The 21,882-nt window shown below is 67.2% G+C and carries 22 protein-coding genes, 1 tRNA gene and 1 pseudogene; 17 read left to right on the forward strand and 7 right to left on the reverse strand.

Annotation, left to right across the window (positions count from 1 at the left end; genetic code table 11):
* Positions 1 to 65: 65 nt before the first annotated feature.
* Both KXD97_RS01800 and rnhA read left to right on the forward strand, forming a co-directional pair.
* Positions 66 to 722 carry a VOC family protein gene (locus KXD97_RS01800; protein WP_260755181.1) on the forward strand — a complete coding sequence of 219 codons (657 nt, stop codon included), beginning with the start codon at positions 66 to 68 and terminating at the stop codon, positions 720 to 722.
* Positions 719 to 1,192 carry a ribonuclease HI gene (gene rnhA, locus KXD97_RS01805; protein WP_260755182.1) on the forward strand — a complete coding sequence of 158 codons (474 nt, stop codon included), beginning with the start codon at positions 719 to 721 and terminating at the stop codon, positions 1,190 to 1,192. The genes KXD97_RS01800 and rnhA overlap by 4 nt, the downstream gene beginning before the upstream one ends.
* Before the next feature lie 33 nt (positions 1,193 to 1,225).
* Here rnhA and KXD97_RS01810 read toward each other — a convergent pair whose 3' ends face one another.
* The gene (locus KXD97_RS01810) at positions 1,226 to 1,888 is read right to left on the reverse strand and encodes a TetR/AcrR family transcriptional regulator (protein WP_260755183.1); all 663 of its coding nucleotides are present in this window, start codon (positions 1,886 to 1,888) and stop codon (positions 1,226 to 1,228) included.
* Positions 1,889 to 2,164: 276 nt separating this feature from the next.
* Positions 2,165 to 3,682: an HNH endonuclease signature motif containing protein gene (locus KXD97_RS01815; RefSeq protein ID WP_260755184.1), complete on the reverse strand. Its 1,518-nt coding sequence runs from the start codon at positions 3,680 to 3,682 to the stop codon at positions 2,165 to 2,167.
* Positions 3,683 to 3,993: 311 nt separating this feature from the next.
* Here KXD97_RS01815 and KXD97_RS01820 point away from each other — a divergent pair.
* Positions 3,994 to 5,219 (forward strand): IS3 family transposase gene (locus KXD97_RS01820; RefSeq protein WP_260757937.1). Its coding sequence is split into 2 segments (ribosomal slippage): positions 3,994 to 4,225 and positions 4,225 to 5,219, totalling 1,227 coding nucleotides; the frame shifts between segments, so codons are not numbered across the junction.
* A gap of 52 nt (positions 5,220 to 5,271) precedes the next feature.
* Here the strand turns inward: KXD97_RS01820 and KXD97_RS01825 are convergent.
* The gene (locus KXD97_RS01825) at positions 5,272 to 7,569 is read right to left on the reverse strand and encodes an ATP-dependent DNA ligase (protein ID WP_260755185.1); all 2,298 of its coding nucleotides are present in this window, start codon (positions 7,567 to 7,569) and stop codon (positions 5,272 to 5,274) included.
* 41 nt (positions 7,570 to 7,610) lie between these two features.
* Here KXD97_RS01825 and KXD97_RS01830 point away from each other — a divergent pair, with 41 nt between their 5' ends.
* From KXD97_RS01830 to KXD97_RS01880, 11 genes are all read left to right on the forward strand, one after another.
* On the forward strand, positions 7,611 to 8,540 hold the full coding sequence (locus tag KXD97_RS01830) for a carbohydrate kinase (RefSeq protein WP_260755186.1): 930 nt from the start codon (positions 7,611 to 7,613) through the stop codon (positions 8,538 to 8,540).
* A complete protein-coding gene (locus tag KXD97_RS01835; RefSeq protein WP_396884643.1) occupies positions 8,540 to 9,517 on the forward strand; it encodes a Ku protein in 978 nt (325 codons plus the stop codon). The genes KXD97_RS01830 and KXD97_RS01835 overlap by 1 nt, the downstream gene beginning before the upstream one ends.
* Before the next feature lie 293 nt (positions 9,518 to 9,810).
* Positions 9,811 to 10,602, forward strand: a complete 792-nt coding sequence (locus KXD97_RS01840; protein WP_260755187.1) for an SDR family oxidoreductase — start codon at positions 9,811 to 9,813, stop codon at positions 10,600 to 10,602.
* 10 nt (positions 10,603 to 10,612) lie between these two features.
* Positions 10,613 to 11,710: a diacylglycerol kinase gene (locus KXD97_RS01845; RefSeq protein ID WP_260755188.1), complete on the forward strand. Its 1,098-nt coding sequence runs from the start codon at positions 10,613 to 10,615 to the stop codon at positions 11,708 to 11,710.
* A 2-nt stretch (positions 11,711 to 11,712) separates the two neighbouring features.
* Entirely contained in the window at positions 11,713 to 11,961 is a 249-nt protein-coding gene (locus KXD97_RS01850; RefSeq protein ID WP_260755189.1) for a hypothetical protein, read from the forward strand.
* A 114-nt stretch (positions 11,962 to 12,075) separates the two neighbouring features.
* Positions 12,076 to 12,201 (forward strand): hypothetical protein, encoded by a 126-nt coding sequence (locus KXD97_RS01855; RefSeq protein ID WP_260755190.1) that lies wholly within the window; start codon positions 12,076 to 12,078, stop codon positions 12,199 to 12,201.
* Positions 12,202 to 12,294: 93 nt separating this feature from the next.
* The gene (locus tag KXD97_RS01860; RefSeq protein ID WP_396884644.1) at positions 12,295 to 13,521 is read left to right on the forward strand and encodes an Nramp family divalent metal transporter; all 1,227 of its coding nucleotides are present in this window, start codon (positions 12,295 to 12,297) and stop codon (positions 13,519 to 13,521) included.
* Positions 13,522 to 14,625: a poly-gamma-glutamate hydrolase family protein gene (locus tag KXD97_RS01865; protein WP_260755192.1), complete on the forward strand. Its 1,104-nt coding sequence runs from the start codon at positions 13,522 to 13,524 to the stop codon at positions 14,623 to 14,625. It abuts the gene before it with no gap.
* Positions 14,626 to 14,703: 78 nt separating this feature from the next.
* Positions 14,704 to 15,537: a DUF1365 domain-containing protein gene (locus KXD97_RS01870; protein ID WP_260755193.1), complete on the forward strand. Its 834-nt coding sequence runs from the start codon at positions 14,704 to 14,706 to the stop codon at positions 15,535 to 15,537.
* Positions 15,534 to 16,121, forward strand: coding sequence for a sigma-70 family RNA polymerase sigma factor (locus KXD97_RS01875; protein WP_260755194.1), 588 nt, complete (start codon positions 15,534 to 15,536; stop codon positions 16,119 to 16,121). The genes KXD97_RS01870 and KXD97_RS01875 overlap by 4 nt, the downstream gene beginning before the upstream one ends.
* The gene (locus tag KXD97_RS01880) at positions 16,118 to 16,834 is read left to right on the forward strand and encodes an anti-sigma factor (protein WP_260755195.1); all 717 of its coding nucleotides are present in this window, start codon (positions 16,118 to 16,120) and stop codon (positions 16,832 to 16,834) included. Before KXD97_RS01875 ends, KXD97_RS01880 begins: the two co-directional genes overlap by 4 nt.
* Here KXD97_RS01880 and KXD97_RS01885 read toward each other — a convergent pair.
* Positions 16,827 to 17,288 (reverse strand): annotated as a pseudogene (locus KXD97_RS01885) (carboxylate--amine ligase); the annotation flags it as partial. The gene KXD97_RS01880 and the pseudogene KXD97_RS01885 sit on opposite strands and share 8 nt — an antisense overlap.
* 285 nt (positions 17,289 to 17,573) lie before the next feature.
* On the opposite strand from KXD97_RS01885, the gene KXD97_RS01890 reads away from it, so the two are divergent.
* Positions 17,574 to 18,398, forward strand: coding sequence for an LLM class F420-dependent oxidoreductase (locus KXD97_RS01890; RefSeq protein WP_260755196.1), 825 nt, complete (start codon positions 17,574 to 17,576; stop codon positions 18,396 to 18,398).
* Here the strand turns inward: KXD97_RS01890 and KXD97_RS01895 are convergent, their stop codons facing one another.
* The 3 genes from KXD97_RS01895 to KXD97_RS01905 are packed head-to-tail and all read right to left on the reverse strand — an operon-like array spanning position 18,399 to position 19,975.
* On the reverse strand, positions 18,399 to 18,668 hold the full coding sequence (locus tag KXD97_RS01895) for a cytochrome C oxidase subunit IV family protein (protein ID WP_260755197.1): 270 nt from the start codon (positions 18,666 to 18,668) through the stop codon (positions 18,399 to 18,401).
* Positions 18,669 to 19,253: a cytochrome c oxidase subunit 3 gene (locus tag KXD97_RS01900; protein ID WP_260755198.1), complete on the reverse strand. Its 585-nt coding sequence runs from the start codon at positions 19,251 to 19,253 to the stop codon at positions 18,669 to 18,671.
* Positions 19,250 to 19,975: a hypothetical protein gene (locus KXD97_RS01905; RefSeq protein ID WP_260755199.1), complete on the reverse strand. Its 726-nt coding sequence runs from the start codon at positions 19,973 to 19,975 to the stop codon at positions 19,250 to 19,252. Before KXD97_RS01905 ends, KXD97_RS01900 begins: the two co-directional genes overlap by 4 nt.
* A gap of 117 nt (positions 19,976 to 20,092) precedes the next feature.
* On the opposite strand from KXD97_RS01905, the gene KXD97_RS01910 reads away from it, so the two are divergent.
* Together KXD97_RS01910 and KXD97_RS01915 are read left to right on the forward strand one after the other, a co-directional pair.
* Positions 20,093 to 20,165, forward strand: a tRNA-Arg gene (locus KXD97_RS01910).
* A 363-nt stretch (positions 20,166 to 20,528) separates the two neighbouring features.
* On the forward strand, positions 20,529 to 21,872 hold the full coding sequence (locus KXD97_RS01915) for an NAD-dependent succinate-semialdehyde dehydrogenase (RefSeq protein WP_260758272.1): 1,344 nt from the start codon (positions 20,529 to 20,531) through the stop codon (positions 21,870 to 21,872).
* Positions 21,873 to 21,882 lie beyond the last annotated feature (10 nt).

The raw sequence follows: 21,882 nt of genomic DNA on the forward strand, positions 1-21,882 counted from the left end.
CTCTTCGTTGGTGACGCGCGCGTCGTAGGCTGAGCCCCATCGATTCTTCCCGCGCCGCCGCCACCGTGACCGTCGACGAGTTCCGCGTCGCCGATCCACCCGACGCATGGGCGCAGGCCGGTTTCCGCGTCGATGCCGACGGGATCTGCCGAGTGGGCGCGGTCCGCCTCAGTCTGGTCGGCCGGGGCCACGGGAGCGGCATCGTCGGCTGGACGCTACGCGGCCTGCCTTCAGGGGGCGGGGACGTCGACGGCATTCCGACGACCAGTTCGGACGAGGTCCCGACCGTCAGCTCCGACACCGCTGCGTTCCCGCCCGCCCCCCACGCCAACGGCGTCATCGGCATCGATCACGTCGTGCTGATGTCGCCCGATCTGGACCGCACCGTCACCGCGCTGATCGCGTGCGGCACGCGCCCGCGCCGCACGCGCGACGCCGAACTGGGCGGTCGGCCGGTCCGCCAGGTCTTCTTCCGACTCGGGGAGGTGATCCTGGAAGTTGTCGGTTCACCCGACACGACCGGTAACGGGCCCTCCACGCTGTGGGGTATCACCTACGCCGTCACCGACATCGAGCAGACCGCCGCGTTCTTCGACGGCCGCACCGGCCCCGTGAAGGACGCGGTGCAGCCGGGCCGGCGGATTACCACGCTTCGGAATCTCGAGTTCGGGATGTCGGTCCGGACGGCGATGATCTCGGCCCCTTATCCTCGGACCCCATGAGCGCGTCCATCGAGGACCCCGTCATCATCCACACCGACGGGGGCTGCCGACCCAACCCGGGACCGGGCGGCTGGGGTGCGGTGCTGCGTCACCGCGATCGCGTCCGTGAGATGTTCGGCGGCGAGGCCACTACGACGAGCAACAACCGGATGGAATTGATGGCGCCGATCATGGCGCTGGAGGCACTCACCCGGCCTGTGACGGTGCACCTGCACACCGACAGCACGTATGTCCGCAACGGCATCACCAAGTGGGTGCACGGTTGGGAGCGCAACGGGTGGATGACCGCAGCCAAGCAGCCGGTGAAGAACGTCGATCTGTGGCAGCGGCTTCAGATCGCGTGCGCGCAGCACCGTGTCGAATGGTTCTGGGTCAAGGGACATTCCGGTGTCGTCGACAACGAGCTCGCCGACGTGCTGGCCACCCGCGGGCTGCAGCAGGCGCTCGCGGCGGCCGCCAGTCCTATCTGAGGTGTCGGAGTTCAGCGTCGCGGTGCAGCGCAGTCAGGCCGCCGAGTCCGGACGAGTCACGTCATCGATGTCGGGTAGCGGCCGGCGACAGACGTCGCGGGCCTCATCGGCGGTCATCCCGAACATGCGCAACAAGTCTTCGGTGACCCTGTCGGCGGCCTCCGCATCGTCACGTTCCGGCTCGTCCTGCAGCAGCTTCCCGAGACCGAACAACGCACCTGCAGCAACCGCCAACGCGAGCTGAGGATCGTCGACGCGGAAGCGTCCCGCCGCTGCGGCCGCTGTGATGTCGCGTCGTGCGCGCGGAGCGAGACCGCGATCCGAGGACATCAGGTGCAGTCCCCCGCCGAGGAGTATCCGGCTTTCCTGTGGCCGGCGGCGGAACAATCGGCCGGTCAGCCGGAAGCTGCACGCGAACGTCTCCGCAGGATCCTCTGTCGAGGCAGTCAGCCGGTCGAGAAGCGCACCGTGCTTGTCCAGTACGTCGGCGACCGCTGCTTCGAAAAGCTCTTCCTTGCTGGCGAAGTGGTTGTAGAACGAACCCATCCCGACGTCGGCGACCCGGGTGATCTCCAATATCGGCACATTGAGCGTCCCAGCGGCGATAAGCGCCTGCGCCGCGCGGATCAGCGCAGCCCGCGTCCGCTGTTTCCGCCGCTCCAGTCGATTGCCGGGGCCGTCATGCAGATCACTCACATCAGCCACTCTAACAGGAGGTGTCAGTTCTGAGGATTTCGTCAGAGACACTTACAAACTGGCCATGCCGTCACATATGGCGATCCGTCAGTTGATTGCGGCGGTGACATGAAAATGTAGCCAAGCTTCATCGCTCGACCGGCCGGCGACGGACACCAACTCTGAGATCGCCGAACACTGTTCAACAGTCCCGCACGGTGGAACGCCACCTCTGCGAACCTCGCGACGGTCCGGTCGCGCGGTAACCTGTTGCACGGGTCAGCGTCCCCGCGACCGTCAGGCCGCGCGGTCGCCGGGTGGTGCGGGTCCGCCGGGTTCGCCGGGATCGTCGGCGGTTCGTGGGGTGTCCGGTTCGGCGACGCGGACTTGGCTGCCCGCCGCGGGCTCGGCCGGCTCGGGATTGTCGGGTTCCGGGTCCTCTGGTGGGCGGAGGAGCCGTTCGGGTTGGTGGTAGTAGTTCAGCCGGGCCTGACCGGTGTCCAGTGTCGGGGGTGGGATCCATTCCACCTCACAACGGTCGTTCATCCGGGTCGACCACCCACCGCCGTCGGGGTCGACGCTGCGGTTATCCGGCCCGCACGCCAGGCCGAGTTCATCGACGTTGGTGTTCCCGCCATCGACCCAGTCGGCGACCACGTGATGGACCTGAGAGCCGTAGGCGCCCACGGTGCAGCCAGGTTTGGTGCACCCGCCGTCACGGGCGATCAGCATGATCCGCTGTGCCGGGGAGGCGATGCGCTTGGCGCGGAACAAATCCATTGCTGAGCCGGTGGCCCGGTCGAACACCGCCAGATAGTGGTTGGCGTGCCCGGCCATGCGGATCACTTCGGCGATGGGCACCACCGTGCCCCCGCCGGTGACACCGACCCCGGCCCGGGACTGCAAATCCTGCACCGTGGTACGGATGATCACCGACACCGGCAGCCCGTTGAGCTGCCCGAGCTGGCCGCTCATCAGGGCGATCCGCCCGGCTGCGACCAGCGCATCATGCTGGCGCTGGGCCAGGCTGCGCTGATCGTTGTCGATCTGGGCCTGCGACGGCGTCCCCGACGTGCACGGCTCGGGATCGTCGGGATTACACATCCCCGGCGCGGCCAACCGGGCGAAAATCGGCTCCCACACCGCCCACGCCTCCGGAGTCAGCGTGGCGCGCAGATCCACCATGGCATCCCCACGCTGGGGCGACCTCGACACCGCGCGTTTGCGGGCGCGTTCGGTTTCATCGGGTTCGGGGCCGTCCTGATCGAGCAGAAACAACGTCCGCTCCGCGCAGTCCTTGAGTTCCTTGGGGCCGTTACCGACCGCAGTACGCACCAGATCAACCTCAATGCGCTCCCGGGTGGCGGTGTCGACCCAGCCCGGCACCTTGTTGAGCGATCGGCGGATCACGTCGACGTGTTCGGCGTTGATCAGCCCGTGCGCTTGGGCGATCGCCGTGGCCGGCAGCACCGGCGGCAGGGCCGGGCCGGTCAACGACTGGCGCGGCGCCAACACCGCCGCTTCGCTCAACCGCCGATGCGCCTCGCCGGTCGAGAGCCGCCAACGCACCGAAAGCACCTCTTTCCAGGATTTCGCGCCCATCTGGCGCGGGGTCGCCTCAGCCTGCAACCGGGCCAGCAGCCGATGACGCACCGCGGGCAGCTGACACCACAGGGTTTCCAGCTCATCCAGGGCCGCCACCAAATCCGGTCGGGTCAACAAATCAACCTCACAGGCCGCCACCTCATCGAAGGCGCGGCGCAACCCGCTCACCGCGGCCCGCACCTCGCTCCCCGACATACTTCGAACATACATTCGACCACCGACAAACCGAGGTCGGCCTTCAGATGCCATCCACCAAGACATCGGCGACAGTTCTGAGCACTCTGACGCACACACTCCAAACCCGATCCGCGCCATCCGACCTCTGCGCTGATGCCGTCACCACCGACAGAGTGCAAGACATTGGACAACGCATTCGAGCCTGTCCACGTCGCTTACGCGTTTCCTCCGCACTTTGATCCGCCCCGGCGTGTCCGGAGAGTTCTTCTGTTGGGAAGGATGGGCACGTGGGAACGAAGTCATCGAAGCGGTATCCAGACGAGCTGAAGGCGCGAGCGGTGCAGATGGTGGCCGATCTGCGCAGCGACACGGTCTCGGAGTGGGAGGCGATGGGCCGGGTTGCTGATCTGCTGGGCGTCGGTACCGCCGAGACGGTGCGCAAATGGGTCCGCCAGGCCGAGATCGACGCCGGAGATCGGGCTGGGCAGACCAGCGAGGAATCCGAGGTCCTGCGCAAGCTGCGCCGGGAGAACGCCGAACTCAAGCGGGCCAACGCGATTTTGAAGGCGGCGTCGGTTTTCTTCGCTGCCGAGCTCGACCGGCCGTCTCAGTAGTCGTGGAGTTCATCAGCGCCCACCAGCACATGCGTGTGGGCGCTGATGGTCTCAAGTGGGGTGTCGAGTCGATGTGCGCCGTGCTCTCGGAGTTCGGCGTCGTGATCGCCCCGTCGACGTATTACGCCCACCGCGCCCGCCGTGGCCCCTCGAAGGCGGACTGGACTGATGCGCAGGTGATCGACGCCATCTGGCGGCTGCGCCGATCCAACAAGCTGTTCGCGGTTCTGGGTGCCCGTAAGACGTGGATTGTGTTGCGTACCAACGGACTCGATGTCTCACGGTGTGTTGTGGAGCGGGTCATGCGGGAGATGGGTTGGCGGGGTGCGTGCAAGCGCCGCCGGGTGCGCACCACCATTGCTGATCCGGCAGCAACGCGAGCTCCGGATCGGGTCGCGCGGCATTTCGTCGCCGGCGCGCCGGACCGTTTGTGGGTGGCCGATTTCACGTACTGCCGGACCCGTGCCGGCTGGGCCTACACAGCGTTCGTGACCGACGTCTACGCCCGCAAGATCGTAGGCTGGAAGGTGGCCACCGAGATGACCCAGAAGCTGGTGACCGATGCGATCAACCACGCCATAGATACCAGGAAGCGTTCTGGTGCAACATTTTTGGATGATCTGATCCATCACAGCGATGCGGGCTCTCAATATACGGCGGTAGCGTTCACTGAACACTTGGCCGCTGAAGGGATCCTGCCCTCAGTCGGATCGGTGGGCGATAGCTTCGACAACGCCTTGGCCGAATCGGTGAACAGCAGCTACAAGACCGAACTCATCGACCACCAGCCGCCGTATCCCGGTGCCGCCGACCTCTCGCTGGCAACCGCCGAATGGGTGGCTTTCTACAACCGGCAGCGACCGAATGGCTACTGCCAGGACCTGACTCCGGACCGGGCCGAAGCCCTCTATTACCATCGCCAACGGCACCCTCATACCGAGGAGGCACTCAGATAAGAGAACCTCCCGACATGCCGGGGTGGATCACTTGACTGCACTCATTCCCAACTCATTCCCATCTGACCTCGTCGGGCGTCTTGTCGTCACGCAGCCCGCGCCAGCTGGCCTGCCGGAGCCGGTTGTCGGACGTACGTTCGCTGTAGCGCACCTCCCCCACCAGTTCCGGCCGCACGAACGTCACCCCCTTGGCGTCCTGCTTGGGAAGCTCTGTGGCGAAAGGTGATTCGTCGGTACGTAGGGGCATCAGCGTCTCCTTCAGCGACGCCAGCTCCTTGTCGGTGAACCCGGTGCCCACACGGCCGACGAACTGCAGGCCGCCGTCGCCGGGGATGCCGAGCACGAGCGCACCGATGCCGCTGGTGCGGCCCCCGTTGCCTTCCCGCCAGCCCCCGATCACCACCTCCTGGGTGTTCCAGAGTTTGTCCTTGATCCACGACGATGAGCGACGACCCGGCTGGTAAGTGGCGTCGCGCTTCTTCGCGATGACCCCCTCCCACCGCTTCTTGCGTGCCGCCTCGAGCGCCTCGGGCCCGGTGTCGGCGTCGATCACCGGGGGCACGATGACGCCGCAAGCATCGGCAAGAGCCTCCAACAGGCGACGGCGGTCGGAGTATTTGGCCCGCAGCAGCGAACGGCCGTCGAGATAGAGGATGTCGAACGCCCAGAACTCCACTCGCGTCGACCGCGCCCTGTTCTGCATGTGGCCGAAGTTGGGAACACCGGACTCGTCGAGTGCCACCGCCTCGCCGTCGAGGATCACGTGGTGCTCGGCGAGGTCGGCGGCCAGCGCCCTCAGCTGCGGATACTCGCCGGTGACGTCGCGACCCCGCCGCGAGCGCAGCGCCAACTTCCCGTGATCGATTTCGACCAACAGCCGGTAGCCATCCCACTTTCCCTCGAACGCCCACTGCGCCTTGGTCAGTCGCTGTATCGAGCCCTCGGTGGCCAGCATGGGCGCAAGGTCTGCCACTGTGGGATTGTTCTGCTCCTTCATCCGGTGCGCCAGCCAGTTCTTGCCGTCGGTCTGGATCAACGCATACCGGCCCTCGATCTTGCTGCCGTGCAGGGTCACGATGACCTCGCCGCCCTTGGCAGGACCGTCGGGCGGATTGTCCCGAAACTTCTCGGTCTCGTAGGTGCCGGTATCCCAGAGGTAGACCTGGCCTCCGCCGTACTCGCCTTTGGGGATCTCACCCGCGAAGGTCAGGTACTCCATCGGGTGGTCCTCGGTGTGTACGGCGAGGTGGTTCACCGAAGGGGTGTCGGGCAGGTTCTTGGGCACCGCCCAGCTGACCAGCACACCGTCGCGTTCCAGCCGGAAGTCGTAATGCAGCCGGCGGGCGTGGTGTTCCTGGATGACGAACGTGTCGTTGTTGCCGGTCTTCGGAGCCTCACCGGGAATCGGTTCCGGAGTCTTGGCGGTGTCGCGCATGCTTCGATACCGGGTGAGCCGGTCGGGCACCGGCAGCGGCGGATCCAGATCGGCGAGCAGGTCGCCGTCGCGGTCGAGCCGATCGAGCACCTCGTCGAACATCAGGTGACGCAGGTCCGGATCCTCGATCTCGTCCCAGGTGCGCGGCGCCGCCACGGTCGGATGTTCGCGTCCGCGAAGGGAATACGGCGCGATGGTGGTCTTGTTGCCGTTGTTCTGACTCCAGTCCAGAAATACCTTGCCGGCCCGCATGCTTTTGGTCATCGTGGCTGTGACCTGCTTGGGCATCGCCTGTTCGAGCTGCTGGGCCACCCGCTTGGCCAGCACAGAGGCTCCGCGTGAGCTGATCGGGTCGTCGAGCGGCACGTAGAGGTGCAGCCCCTTGCTGCCGCTGGTCAGCGGGAACGTCCGCAACCCGATGTCGCCGATCAGACCCCGGACCTCGTGGGCGACCTCGCACAACTGCCGGAACGTCACCCCCTCACCCGGGTCGAGATCGAACACGATGCGCGTCGCAGGCCCGACCTCACCGGCTTCCCCGTCGCCGCCCGTGAACCGCCACTGCGGCACGTGCACTTCCAGCGCGGCCTGCTGGGCGATCCAGGCCAGCCCCTCCACGGTGTCGATCACCGGATAGGTCGTGGTGCCCGACTTGTGCACGACGGTGCCGCGTCTCAGCCAGTCCGGCGCGGACGAGGCGAGCTGCTTTTCGAAGAAGGACTCCTGGTCGACGCCGTTGGGCCAGCGCTTGCGGGTGACGGGACGCCCGGCGATGTGGGGCAGCATCGCCGCCGCTACGTTGACGTAGTAGTCGAACACCTCTGCTTTCGTGACGTCCCTGCGCCGTCCCCCGGTCGCCGGGTACAGCACCTTGTCCGGGTTGGTCAGCCTCACCCGGTCATAGCGGTCCACCACATCACGGTATTACCCATTCCGGAAGCGGTAGCGTCGACACGATGAGGGCACTGGTGATCGGTGAGGCACTCGTCGACATCGTCGAACGCGACGGAGAGCCACTGGGCGAATATGTGGGCGGAAGCCCACTGAATGTGGCGGTCGGCCTCGCCCGGCTGGGCCGCGACGTCGATTTCCTCACCCACATCGGCACCGACGCCCGCGGGCAGCGGATCGCGGACTACGTGAAAAGCTCAGGTGCACAACTTGTTTCCGGAAGCACCAGTGCCGCCAAGACCGCCACGGCACTCGCCCGGCTCGATCCGTCCGGGTCGGCGACCTATTCGTTCGACATCGAGTGGCAGCTGAGCGGCACTCCCGAAGTAGCGCCGCCGTTGGTGTTGCACACCGGCTCCATCGCCACGGTGCTGGAACCGGGATGCCTGGCCACCAAGGCCCTCGTCGACACGTATCACTTGTCGGCGACAGTCACCTTCGACCCGAACATCCGCTCCGCGCTGATCGCCGATGCCGACGCCGCTCGTGCGCGCATCGACCGGATGCTCGAACGCGCCGACGTCGTCAAGGCCAGCAGCGAGGACCTGCACTGGATGGATCCGACGCGCACCCCCGATCAGACCGCGGCGGCCTGGCTGGCCCTGGGACCGTCGATCGTCGTGGTGACCTACGGCGCGGACGGTGCGCTGGCGATGTGTGCGGACGGAACGGTGCGGGTACCTGCCGGACATGTCGATGTGGTGGACACCGTGGGCGCGGGTGATGCGTTCATGACGGGCCTCATCGACGCGCTGTGGTCGATGGATCTGCTCGGCGCGCAGCGTCGCGACCGCCTCGCCGCCATCGGAACGGAGTCATTGACGGGCGCGGTGCGCATGGCGACGCTGACGGCGGCCCTGACCGTGGCGCGGCCCGGCGCCGAGCTACCCGATCGTGTCAGCCGCGACGCCGCCGCATCGGACATACTGGGCTGATGCGGTCCATCTGGAAGGGCTCCATCGCGTTCGGGCTGGTCAATGTCCCGGTCAAGGTGTACAGCGCCACCGAGGACCACGACATCAAGTTCCATCAGGTGCACGAGAAGGACAACGGACGCATCCGCTACAAGCGGGTGTGTGAGGTGTGCGGTGAGGTCGTCGAGTACCGCGACATCGCCAAGGCCTACGAATCCGATGACGGACAGACCGTCATCATCACCGATGACGACATCTCGACGCTCCCCGAAGAACGTAGCCGCGAGATCGAGGTGCTGGAGTTCGTGCCCGCCGGCGATCTCGACCCGCTGATGTACGACCGGTCGTATTTCCTGGAGCCCGACGGAAAGTCGGCGAAGTCCTACGTGCTGCTCGCCCAGACGCTGAAGGAGACCGACCGGGTTGCGATCGTGAACTTCGCGCTGCGTAACAAGACCCGACTGGCCGCCCTGCGGGTCAAGGATTTCAGCAAGCGCGACGTGATGATGATTCACACCCTGCTGTGGCCTGACGAGATCCGCGATCCGGACTTCCCGGTGCTCGACAAGAAGGTCGACGTCAAGCCCGCCGAGCTGAAGATGGCCAGTCAGGTCGTGGATTCCATGACCGACGACTTCAATCCGGACCGCTACCACGACGACTATCAGGAGCATTTGCACGAGCTGATCCAGGCGAAACTCGAAGGCGGAGAAGCATTTACCACCGAAGAGCAGCCGCAGGAGCTCGACGAGACCGAGGATGTCTCCGATCTGCTGGCCAAGCTGGAAGCTAGCGTGAAGGCCCGCAAGGAGCAAGGCTCGTCGAGCAGGTCGGGTCGATCAGGGTCCGGCTCCGATGAAGAGGAGTCGGACGACACCGATGACTCCGACGGCGGGTCGGCCAGGAAGGCGCCAGCCAAGAAATTGGCTGCCAAGAAAGCACCCGCCAAGAAGACAGCGGCCAAAAAGGCGGCCAAGAAGGCACCGGCCAAGAAGTAGCACTGGACCGGCGCCGCCAACCGGCAGGCACGCATCGAAGTTGACGTCAGTTCCGGCCGCTGACATCACAGGCACGACGCGCCCCACCTAGCGACGTTTAGCAGCGGCCCACTCGCACTTCTCCTGAAATAGACGAACTCCTGTGACTGGTGTTGCCCGTGGCGACGCCGACCCGCGACGCGCCCCCGAAAGGCGAAGCCGCCCCCACAGTCAAATAGAACGTGTTCCAGAAACCGTCACTTCGCTGCGTACTCCTTGCTAGCGTGACGCCCCGTGACCATTGGACGACGCGCATGATCTTGGACCGGTTCCGACTCGACGATCAGGTGGCCGTGGTGACCGGCGCCGGCCGCGGGCTGGGCGCGGCGATGGCTCTGGCATTCGCTGAAGCTGGCGCTGACGTGCTGATTGCCGCCCGCACCCGGTCCCAGCTCGACGAGGTGGCCCAGCAGGTCGAGGCGACCGGCCGGCGCGCGCACGTCGTGGTCGCCGACCTCGCGCACTCCGAGGACACCGCGGCCCTCGCGGCCCAGGCCGTCGACGCGTTCGGGCGACTAGACATCGTCGTCAACAACGTTGGCGGCACCATGCCGAACGCGCTTCTGAACACCTCGGCCAAGGACATGCGCGACGCGTTCGCGTTCAACGTCGCGACCGCGCACGCGCTGACCGTCGCCGCGGTGCCGCTGATGCTCGAGCACGCCGGCGGCGGCAGCATCATCAACATCACCTCGACGATGGGGCGCCTAGCCGGCCGCGGGTTCGCCGCCTACGGCACCGCGAAAGCCGCGCTGGCGCACTACACCCGGTTGTCGGCGCTTGATCTGGCCCCGCGGATCCGGGTCAACGCGATCGCCCCCGGTTCGATCCTGACCTCGGCGCTGGAGATCGTGGCCGAGAACGACGCGCTGCGCGACCCGATGGAGAAGGCCACCCCGCTCAAGCGTCTCGGCGATCCCGTCGACATCGCCGCCGCCGCGGTGTATCTGGCCTCGCCGGCCGGCAGCTACCTGACCGGTAAGACCCTCGAAGTCGACGGCGGCATCACCTTCCCGAATCTCGACCTGCCCATCCCCGATCTGTGAGGAGCCAGCCATGGCCATCAAAGTCGCCGCCATCGGCACCGGAAACGTCGGCAAGCACGCGCTGGCACAGCTGATTACCGACGCCCGCTTCGAGTTGACCGCGGTGTGGGTGTCCTCGGAGGCCAAAACCGGTAAGGATGCCGCAGAGCTTGCCGGACTCCAGGATTCGACGGGGGTGTTGGCCACCACCGACCTCGACGCGGTGCTGGCCACGCAACCGGAGTGCGCGGTCTACACCGCACTGGCCGACAACCGGCTGCCCGAGGCGCTGGAAGATTACCGCCGGATCCTCGCCGCGGGCGTCAACGTCGTCGGCAGCAGCGCCGTCTTCCTCCAGCATCCGTGGCAGGTGCTCCCCGACGAGCTGATCTCCCCCATCGAGGACGCCGCCAAAGCGGGCAACGCCAGCATTTTCGTGAACGGCATCGACCCGGGCTTCGCCAACGACCTGCTTCCGATGGCACTGGCGGGAACCTGCCAGAGCGTCCAGCAGATCCGCTGTATGGAGATCATCAACTACGACACGTACGACAGCGCGCCGGTGATGTTCGACGTCATGGGCTTCGGCGGCAGCCTGGACGACACCCCGATGCTGCTGCAGCCGGGAGTGCTGAGCCTGGCGTGGGGCTCGGTGGTGCGGCAGCTGGCCGCCGGATTGGGCATCGACCTCGACGAGGTCACCGAGACCCATGTGCGTGTCCCCGCGCCGGAGGCCTTCGACATCGCCGCCGGCCGCATCGAGAAGGGCACCACCGCGGCGATCCGCTTCGAGGTGCGCGGGATGAAGGACGGAGACGTCGCCGTGGTCCTCGAGCACGTCACCCGGCTGCGTGATGACCTGTGCCCGGAGTGGCCGCAGCCCGCTCAGCACGGCGGCTCCTACCGGATCGAGATCACCGGCGAACCGTCCTACACGCTCGACCTGTGCCTGAGCAGTCCCCACGGCGACCACAACCATGCCGGGCTGGTGGCGACCGCGGCTCGAGTCGTCAATGCGATCCCCGCCGTCATCGACGCTGCCCCCGGAATCGTGACCGCGCGGGAGTTACCTCCCATAACCGGCGAAGGTCTGTACGCTAAGCGGCAACCCTCCCTGGAAGGATGCTGAAAATGAAGGCTCGCCTGAGCACTGTTGCTGCTCTCCTTGTCGCCGGCGGTGCTTCCGTGGCCATCGCCGCAGCTCCTGCGGCGTCTGCCCAGCCGAATTGCGCCACGACGTCGGCGGGCGCCGGGGGGCGGACCGAGGTTTGCCAGTCGCCGGGCAACGCCCAGATCAGCTCGACCCCCGGGCAATACGCCATGCCGTGGTACGGCGGTGGCATGTTCCCGTGGGAAGGCTACGGCCCGTTCATCTTCTGATTCCGTGACCGTCGTGTCTCGCTCTGCGACAGGGCTTTTCGTGGCTCTCGGGGTGGCGGCGATCCTGCCCCCACCGCGTCGGCCGCCCCGGACTGTACGGACCTCGGCAAGACGGTGACGTTCTGCGAGACCAACGGAAGCACCCAGATCACCACCACCCCACCGCCGTGGAACTACGGCGGCTGGACCGGTATCGGGGTGTGGCCGTTGGTCGGCGCATACGGCCTCGGCCCCTGGTGACCGCTGTTCCGGCACCATCGCGGGACTGGCCCGACCCATAGGTTTCGGCTAACCTAACTTTTCTATTCGCATTGCCGGATGAAAAGGGGTGCCGTGACGCGCCAGGCCGAAGCACCGACGCGCTCACGCTGGGTGCTGCTCGGGCCCGCATTCGTCGCCGCGATCGCTTACGTCGACCCCGGCAACGTGGCCGCGAACGTCAGCGCCGGCGCGCAGTTCGGATTCCTGCTGCTGTGGGTCATCGTGGCCGCCAACCTGATGGCCTGTCTGGTGCAGTACCTGTCCGCCAAGCTCGGGCTGGTGAGCGGTATGTCGCTTCCCGAAGCGGTCGGTGGTCGGATGGGCCGGCCCACCCGGCTGGCCTACTGGCTCCAGGCCGAATTAGTGGCCATGGCAACGGATCTGGCCGAGGTAGTGGGCGGAGCGATCGCGCTCTACCTGTTGTTCGACCTGCCACTGCTCGTCGGCGGCGTGATCACCGGTGCGGTCTCGCTGGTGTTGCTGCTCGTCAAAGACCAGCGCGGACAACGGATGTTCGAGCGGGTGATCACCGGCCTGCTGCTGGTCATCGCAATCGGTTTCCTGACAAGTCTTTTCGCGTCACCGCCGCCGGTCGACGACACGGTCGCGGGCCTGCTGCCGCGGTTCGACGGCCCCGAGAGCGTCCTGCTCGCCGCGGCGATGCTCGGCGCGACGGTCATGCCGCACGCCGTCTACCTTCATTCGGGGCTGGCCCGCGACCGCCATGGCCATCCCGAACCCGGACCTACCCGCCGGATGCTGCTCCGGGTCACCCGCTGGGATGTCGGCATCGCGATGCTCGTCGCCGGCGCGGTCAATCTGTCCATGCTTCTCGTGGCGGCGACCAATCTGCAGGGCGTCGAGAACACCGACTCGATCGAGGGCGCGCACGCCGCGGTGCAGACCGCACTCGGCCCCACCGTCGCCTTGCTGTTCGCGATCGGCCTGCTGGCGTCCGGGCTGGCGTCGTCGTCGGTCGGGGCATACGCCGGCGCGATGATCATGCAGGGCCTGATCCGCCGGTCGGTGCCACTGATCACGCGCCGGCTGATCACGCTGCTGCCCGCGCTGGCGGTGTTGGCCGCCGGGGTGGATCCGAGCCGCGCCCTGGTGCTCTCGCAGGTGGTGCTGTCGTTCGGGATCCCATTCGCACTGATCCCGCTGGTCCGGCTCACCGCCGACGCCCGACTGATGGGTGATGACGTCAACCATCGGCTCACCACGACGCTCGGCTGGATCGTCGCCGGCCTGATTACCCTGTTGAACGTGGTGCTGATCTATCTCACGCTGACCGGCTGAATGGGCGGTCGGCATATCTACTTCGCGTACGGGTCGAATCTGTGCGTGCAGCAGATGGCGCGCCGATGCCCCGATGCCACCGACCCGCGCCCGGCGACGCTGGCCGATCACGACTGGCTGATCAACCAGCGCGGGGTCGCGACGGTGGAACCGCTGGCCGGCAGCGTGGTGCACGGCGTGGTGTGGCGGGTCTCCGATCGCGACCTGGCCACGCTGGACAGTGCCGAAGGAGTTCCGGTGCGGTACCGGCGCGACGAACTCACCGTCATGACCGAGCGGGGACCGTCGAGCGCGTGGGTGTACATCGACCATCGCGTCGAAGCCGGGCCGCCGCGTCCCGGCTATCTCGAGCGCATCCTCGCCGGTGCCCGCCATCACGGGCTGCCCCACAACTGGATCCAGTTCCTGGAGAGGTGGGATCCGAGTCGCTGGCCGCATCGCCGCGCGTCCGCCGATGATGCCGGGCCGCAATCGCTCTCCGAGCTGCTCACCGATCCGGCCGTCGTCGAGGACTCGGTGCTGAAGTCCCGGTTCGGGTTCCTGGCCATCCACGGCGGCGGCCTGGAGCAGATGACCGATGTGATCGCCGAACGCGCCGCGGACGCAGCGGGCGCTTCGCTGTATACGGTGCGTCATCCCGACCGCTACCCCCACCACCTGGCCTCGGCGCGTTATGACCCGGCGCAGTCGGATCGGCTCGCGGAGTTCCTCGACCACATCGAGGTGGCGGTGTCCCTGCACGGCTACGGCCGGCTGGGGCGCAGCACCCAGATCCTGGCCGGTGGGCGCAATCGCGGCCTGACCGACCACGTCGCCCGCCATGTCGGCATCCCCGGCTACCGGGTCGTCACCGACCTGGAGGCGATCCCGAGAGAGCTCCGGGGCCTGCACCCGGACAATCCGGTCAACCGGGTCCGCGGGGGCGGCACCCAGCTTGAACTCCCACCGCGGGTTCGCGGGCTGAGCCCCCGCAGCGGGCTGCCCAGCGACGACGGGCTGTTCGCTGCGACCTCCGCACTGGTGCGGGGACTGGCGGCCGCCGCACGCTCGTGGCAGATGTCGGGTCGGTGCGCCATGCGGACATCGTCGGATCCGCAAGGCTGACGCCAATCTGCTGACCCAACCCGACTCCCCCGTCGGCAACCGACCCATCCACGCCCGACCCCGCTCCGAATAGCTGATGTGAAATCCGACTGTCGAGGCGGCGACCGCGGGAATGCGGCCGTGTACCGCACGCGCATCACCCACCTGCGGCGCGCACCTGTGCACCATTACTTCGAACACCGCAGCTACAGCTGGTTCGTCGATCTGGACGCGCTGCCCCGCCTGCCGGGATGGCTGCGGCCGTTCGCCCGCTTCGAGGCCCGCGACCACCTGTGGGAAGCGCCGCAGGACACCCTGCGGGGCAGGGTCGACGCGTTCCTGGCGGAGAAGGGCATCGACCTGGGCGGCGGAACGGTCACCGCGCTGATGCAACCGCGGGTGCTCGGGCAGGAGTTCAACCCGCTGACCCTGTTCTGGTGCCACGACGCCCGCGGAGTGCTGCGCTGTGTCATCGCCGAGGTCCACAACGCGGCCGGCGGCCGGTACGCATACCTGCTTCCGCCCTGCGGCGACCGACCGGTGATGGTGGACAAGAAGTTCCGGACGTCACCGTTCAACGGAGTGGACGGGCACTATCTGGTGCGGGCCCCGCAACCCGACGAAAGACTCGACGTGACGATCTCGCTGCACCGCGACCAGCAGCCGGCCATCGTGGCGACGATGCGGGGTACCCGCCGGCCGGCCGGTGTCGGTCAGATCCTCGCGCTGCAGGTCGTCGCCCCGCTGTCACCGCTGATGAACCGGATGAGCATGCGCACCCAGGCCGCACTGTTGTGGCTGCGCAGGGTGCCGGTAATTCCCGAGGGGTCCGACGAGGATCGGGCGACAGTCCGTGACGGCCGGGCGACGGTCGGCAAAGGAACTTCCGGAACGATCTTGACCAGGGGTCCGCTGGAGACACGATCGCCATGACGTCATCGGTCCTGGTAGCTGCCGCTAGGCTACCGCTCGTGACCGCCGAACTCGACGCTCTTCTGCGCCAGGTGGCCCGCCGCGATGCCGACGCGTTCGCCGCGTTCTACAACCAGACCCGGTCCCGCGTCTACGGACTGGTCATCCGGGTGCTGCGCGACCCCGGTTACAGCGAGGAAACGACGCAGGACATCTATCTGCAGGTATGGCGCAACGCGGCGAACTACAACCCGGAGGCCGGGTCGCCGCTGACCTGGCTGCTGACCCTGGCCCATCGCCGCGCGGTGGACCGGGTGCGCGCCGAGCAGGCGGCCAGCACCCGGGAGTCCCGCTACGGCGCCGCCTCGGTGGAACCGCCGACCGATCACGTCGCCGACGAGGTGCTCCTCGACGACGAGCGCCGCCGGGTGGCCGACTGCCTGGGTTCGTTGACCGACACCCAGCGGGAGTGCATCCAGTTGGCTTATTACGACGGTCTGACTTACGTCCAGGTCTCCGAGCGGTTGGCGGCGAACCTGGCCACAATCAAATCGCGGATGCGCGACGGTATCCGCGGCCTGCGCAGATGTTTGGGGGTGGCATGACCAGCGCACAGAACGAGCTTCTGACGCTCGCGACGCCCTACGCGCTGCACGCGCTGAGCGGCGCCGAGCGGGCCGATGTGGACCACCGGCTGGCCACCGCGGAACCTGATGTCGCTGCGGCGTTTCTGGCCGAGGTGCGGTCGGTGCAGGAGACCATGGCCGTGCTTGCCAGCGCCACCGCCGTCGAACCTCCCGCGCACCTGCGTGATGCGGTGCTGCGCCAGATCGCCGACGACCCGGTCCGGTCTCTGCCCACCCAGCCACGCTCCCGCAGGCGCGCGGCCGCGGTGCTGACCGCGGCGGCCGCCGTGGTGATCGGCCTCGGCGCCGTCGGCGTCGGGTACGCGCTGCGGCCGGCCTCGGCACCGACGACCGCCGAGCAGGTCTTCGCCGCACCCGACGTGCGCACGATCTCCGGCGAGATCCCCGGCGGCGGCACCGCGACCGTGGTGTTCTCGCGTGAACGCAATTCCGGGGTGCTGGTGATGAACAACGTTCCGCCCCCGCAACCGGGCACCGTGTACCAGATGTGGCTGGTCGACGCCGCCGGTCCGCACTCAGCTGGGACCATGGACTCTGCGGCGGTCGCGCCGTCGACCACGGCCGTGCTGCCCGATCTCGGGTCGTCGCGGGCGCTGGCGTTCACCGTCGAACCGCCGGGTGGTTCCTCGCAGCCGAGCAGCCCGGTGTTCGCCGAACTGCCGCTCACCTAGTCTCCTCCAGCGTTGCGGCGGCCACTTCGGCCAGCACGTCAGCGACGTCATACCTTCTGCGCCACGCGCGCTGCTGTCGCAGCGCGCCGTTGCCGACAGTCGTGACACGCTCGAGGCCCGCGCGCACCAGCGGGAGGTCGCCGGTGGCCTCCAGCGCCGGCGCGATGCGGTCGACGAGACCGGCCAGCAGTGCTGACATCGGTGCGGGCGCATGGTTCTCCAGGTCGACGCCGTCGCCGTCCACGCCCTCCCGCGCCGCCTTCCAGTACGCGGCCTTGAGCGCGTACGGCGCCAGCGGCAGCACGGGCTCACCGTGTCGTTCGTCGTCCAGGGCGGTCATCACGCAGCCGCGCACCAGCGCGGCGAACAGCACGGTCTCGGTCACCGTCGCGGGCACGTCGGCCACCCGCACCTCCACGGTCGGGAAGTTCGCCGACGGCCGCACGTCCCAGTGTCTCGACCTGGCAGCTGGTGAGCTCCAGCTGCAGTTCCACATCCTGCTCGGCGGCGCGTTCGGCGACCTCGCGGTTGAGCGCGGTGGGTTGGCCCGAACCCGGGTCGACGAGGAGGAACTCCTCTTCGACCCCGAGAGTTGGAACGTCTGCCATGTCTGGGCCTCACACGAAAATTTGATCCGGCCCGTCGGATAATTCGACGACGGGCCGGATCGGGGCGATGAAAGTCGATTGCGTATATGCCCCTGCCGATTCCGATTCAAACCTGGACCTACCATCACGATGTGGCAAAGAACTTCCGGTTCGGGATCGGGCTGACGCGGACCGGTTCCCGGGCCCAGATCGTCGAGAACGCGCGACGCGCCGAAAGCCTCGGTTTCGACGTCCTGCATGTGCCTGATCACCTCGGCGGTCCGGCGCCGTTCCCGGTGCTGACCGCGGTCGCGACGGCGACCTCGACGCTGCGGGTCGGCACCTTCGTCATCAACGCGGCGTTCTACCGTCCCGCGCTGCTGGCGCGCGACGTCGCGGCACTGCGCGACATCAGCGACGGACGGTTCGAGCTCGGTCTGGGCACCGGCTACGTCAAGGAGGAGTTCGACGCCGCCGGCATCCCCTTCCCCAGCGCCGGACAACGCGTCGACCACCTGCGGTCGACGACGGAGTACATGGCCGCGCAGCTGCCCGATGTCCCGATCATGATCGCCGGCAACGGCGACCGAGTGCTGCGGATCGCGGCCCGTTCAGCGCACATCATCGGCCTCACCGGCGGTGACCGTGCGGCCTCGGCCGACGAGGATCCGCTGGCTGAGCGGATCGCGTTCGTGCGGGAGGCGGCCGGGGCGCGGTTCGCCGAACTGGAACTCAACCTGGCGATCACGGCGATGCCGGTCGACGGTTCCGGCGTGCCGGATCTGACTATCCCCCGGATCTCGCTGCCGGGGCTCACCGACGAGCAGTTGCTGCGCCATCCCGGCGTGCTGTCGGGGTCCGCCGAGGATATCGCCGAGCGAATCCGTGGGTACCGCGACGACTACGGCATCAGCTATCTGATCGTGCAGATGCGGCACGCCGACGCGTTCGGCAAGGTGATGGAGCTACTGCAATAGCTAGAGCCACAGGTAGAGGGCCGACAGCAGCGCCCACATGCCCACGCAATACAGCTCGAACGCCGCGCGCAGCGGGATCGGTGCGTGCCGCAACTCCATGAAGTCGAGCCCGACGAGGCGCACCTTGATCGCGGCGATGGCCAGGACGACCACGGCCACCACCGATCCGGTGCCGTGCTCGGCACCGACCGCCCAGGACACGACGGTCGCGGCGACGAGGAACAGCCAGGTCGCCCCGGCCCGATTCGTCAGCAGACTCAACGCGGTCATTCAGCTCACCAGGTACAGCAGCGCGAACAAGAAGATCCACAGCAGGTCGACCAGGTGCCAGAAGCAAGCGCCGCCCTCGACCAGCGCGGTGCGGGTGGGCCCCAGTTCGGCGCGCCGGGTCTGACTGAGCACGAACGACAGCGCGCCGAGCCCGAGGCATACGTGGAACAGGTGCAGCCCGGTGAGGATGACGTAGTACAGGTAAAAGTCGTTGGCGCCTGGGCCGTGCCCGGCCGCCGCGAGTGCGACGTACTCGAACACCTTCAGACCGATGAAGACCAGCCCGCACAGCATGGCCGCAGCGACAGCGCGGGTGGCGATCACCCCGGCGCCGGCGCGCAGAGCGTTGAGCGCCAGCACCACGCCCAGCGAACTGGTGAGCAGCACGAGCGTGTTGGTGACGGCGACGCCCAGATGCAGCGTGGCGCGGGCGGTGTCGAACACTTCCGGCGCTTTGGCGCGCTCCACCAGGAAGGTCACGAAGAACGCTCCGAAGACCAGCATGTCGCCGAACAGGAAGACCCAGGTGCCGCTCTCGCCGGGGATTCTGCGGGCGGGACGGGGCGGGGCGGCCGTGTCGGTCACGCGGGTTGGGCCTGCGCCGTCGCCGTCGCCTCGCTGCGCTGCTGGGCTCTGATGGACTTCAGCATCACCGCGGTGGTGGCGAACAGCCACACCACGAGCACCAAACCGGGGATGTAGAAGGCGAATACACCGTTCCAGGCCAGCGGCCCGTCGTTGAAGACCACCACCACGCAACCGGGCAGCGACAGCGTCGCCACCCACAGGTTGAGGTAGCCGTACCAGCGGGGGAACGTCGGCGGGTCGGTCTTGTCGATGAACGTCGCGACGGCCAGGGTGAGGTTCTGGATGATGATGGTGCCGACGATGCCGATGAACCAAAGCCAGAACACGTCATTGAGGGCCTGGGTGAGTTCCGCGGAGCGCTCCTCGGGGCGGTAGGCGGCCACGCCGAGGAAGAACTGCGGGAACAGCAGCGCCGGGACGAACACGGTGGCGGCCATCAGCTGGGTCGTGGACAGCATTCCCCAGCGTCCTTCGACCCGGCGGATCCGCAGGACGATAGTCGCCAGGAACGGCAGCCCGAGCACGGCGCTGAGCAGCGCACCGGAGACGCCGAACCGGATCCAGAGTTTGTGGTCGACGAAGAACGCGGCGATCTCGTCCGCCGACGCGGCCGGGGACAGCGGCGGGAACAGTTGGGCCACACCGGAGAAACTGGCGCCGTAGAGCAGGATCATGATGCTGCCCAACCAGGCGCCGAGACGTTGCAGAGTCAGCTCCACGGTGGAAACGCTACCGGCCACTCCGCAGAGTTTTGTCACTTTTGCCATACCTGGGATCGGCCGGTGCGGGCCCGCGACAACGGGAGGGTAAGCTCCCACCGGCATCGTCCCGTAGCTGCCCCCGTAGCTCAGGGGATAGAGCACGGCTCTCCTAAAGCCGGTGTCGCAGGTTCGAATCCTGCCGGGGGCACTCAACTGTTGGATCGCGGCTCACAGTCAACTGCGAAAGTAGCTGTTGAGAAAGCCCAACCCCACATAGGTGAAAGGGCGCGCGCGGAGCCGCCCTCGGCCGTGGTTCTGACGGGACGAATCCGCCTGGCGAAATCGGTATGACCGAGTTGAAGATTCGCGCGCTGCCGGATTGCCACACTCCGAAGATGTCGGCTGCCATGCAGGGACCGTCGAACGTGCGATCAATCCAGAACATCGCAAGCAGGAATCCGCTGCACGCAAAGGGGAGACCATGAATTCACCTTCGGTCGGGGTCGAACACCGTTCACCGATTGCCACCGTCAACCCGGCCAGCGGAGAGTTGCTGCGCGAGTTCCAACCGATGAGCGACGAACAGGTCGATCACGCGGTCGACGACGCCCACCAGGCCTTCCTGTCCTGGCGAGAGCGTCCTGTCAGCGAACGGGTGGCCGTGCTCGCCCGCGCCGCCGACCTGATGCTGGAACGCGTCGACGAGCTCAGCAGCCTGGTGACATTGGAGATGGGCAAGCTTCGTCACGAGGCGCGTGGCGAAGTGAATCTGAGCGCCGAGATCTTCCGCTACTACGCAGAAAACGCCGCGACGCTGCTTGAGGCCGAACCGCTCAACGCGGACGCGGGCAGTGCGCAGATACGCTACGAGCCATTGGGCGTACTGCTCGGCGTCATGCCGTGGAATTTCCCGATATACCAGGTTGCCCGCTTCGCGGCGCCCAACATCGCCGCCGGCAACACCATCGTGCTGAAACACGCGAGCCAATGTCCCCAATGCTCGATCGCCATCGAGAAACTCCTGACCGACGCGGGCCTGCCGCGCGGCGTTTACGTGAACTTGCTCGTGCCCGGTCGCACGGTGGAGAAGATCATTCCGAATACCCTGGTGCGCGGAGTCTCGCTGACCGGGAGCGACGCCGCCGGCCAAGCGGTCGCCGAGAGTGCGGGCCACGAGGTGAAGAAGACAGTGCTCGAACTCGGCGGCAGCGATCCGTTCATCGTGCTCGACGATGAGGACTTCGAGCGCACGCTGGACTTCGCGGTGACCGCGCGCACGGCGAACTGCGGCCAGAGTTGCGTCGCCGCGAAGCGATTCATCGTCCTCGGCGACCTCTACGACCGCTTCCTGGAGGCTATGCGGGACCGAATGGGCGCGCTGAGGCCAGGAGACCCGACCGACGAGGCCACCACCCTTGCCCCGCTCAGCTCTGAGCAGGCCGCACAACGCCTGATCGGGCAGATTCAACAGGCAGTCGCCGGCGGCGCCACCCTGGTACTCGGCGGAGGACGCATCGACCGCCCCGGTGCCTACGTCCAGCCGACCATCTTGACCGATATCACACCGGACAATCCGGCCTTCTATACGGAGTTTTTCGGTCCGGCGGCGCAGGTGTACCGGGTCGAAACTGAAGCTGAGGCCATCGAGCTCGCCAACGCTACGCCCTTCGCACTCGGTGGTTCGGTGTGGAGCGGGGATGAGCAACGGGCCCGGGACCTGGCCGCCCGACTGGAGGCCGGCATGGTGTGGATCAACTACCCCACCAGCTCAGAACCGCAGTTGCCCTTCGGAGGTATCAAACGCTCCGGTTACGGACGTGAGCTCGGTCCGCTGGGCATCAAGGAATTCGTCAACGCGAAGCTGGTTCGCGTGGTTGAGCGCGGCGCTCAGCCGACAGCCGGATTCTTCGGTTAGGGGCCTCAGC

The organism is Mycobacterium sp. SMC-8 (assembly GCF_025263565.1).
Lineage (GTDB): Bacteria > Actinomycetota > Actinomycetes > Mycobacteriales > Mycobacteriaceae > Mycobacterium.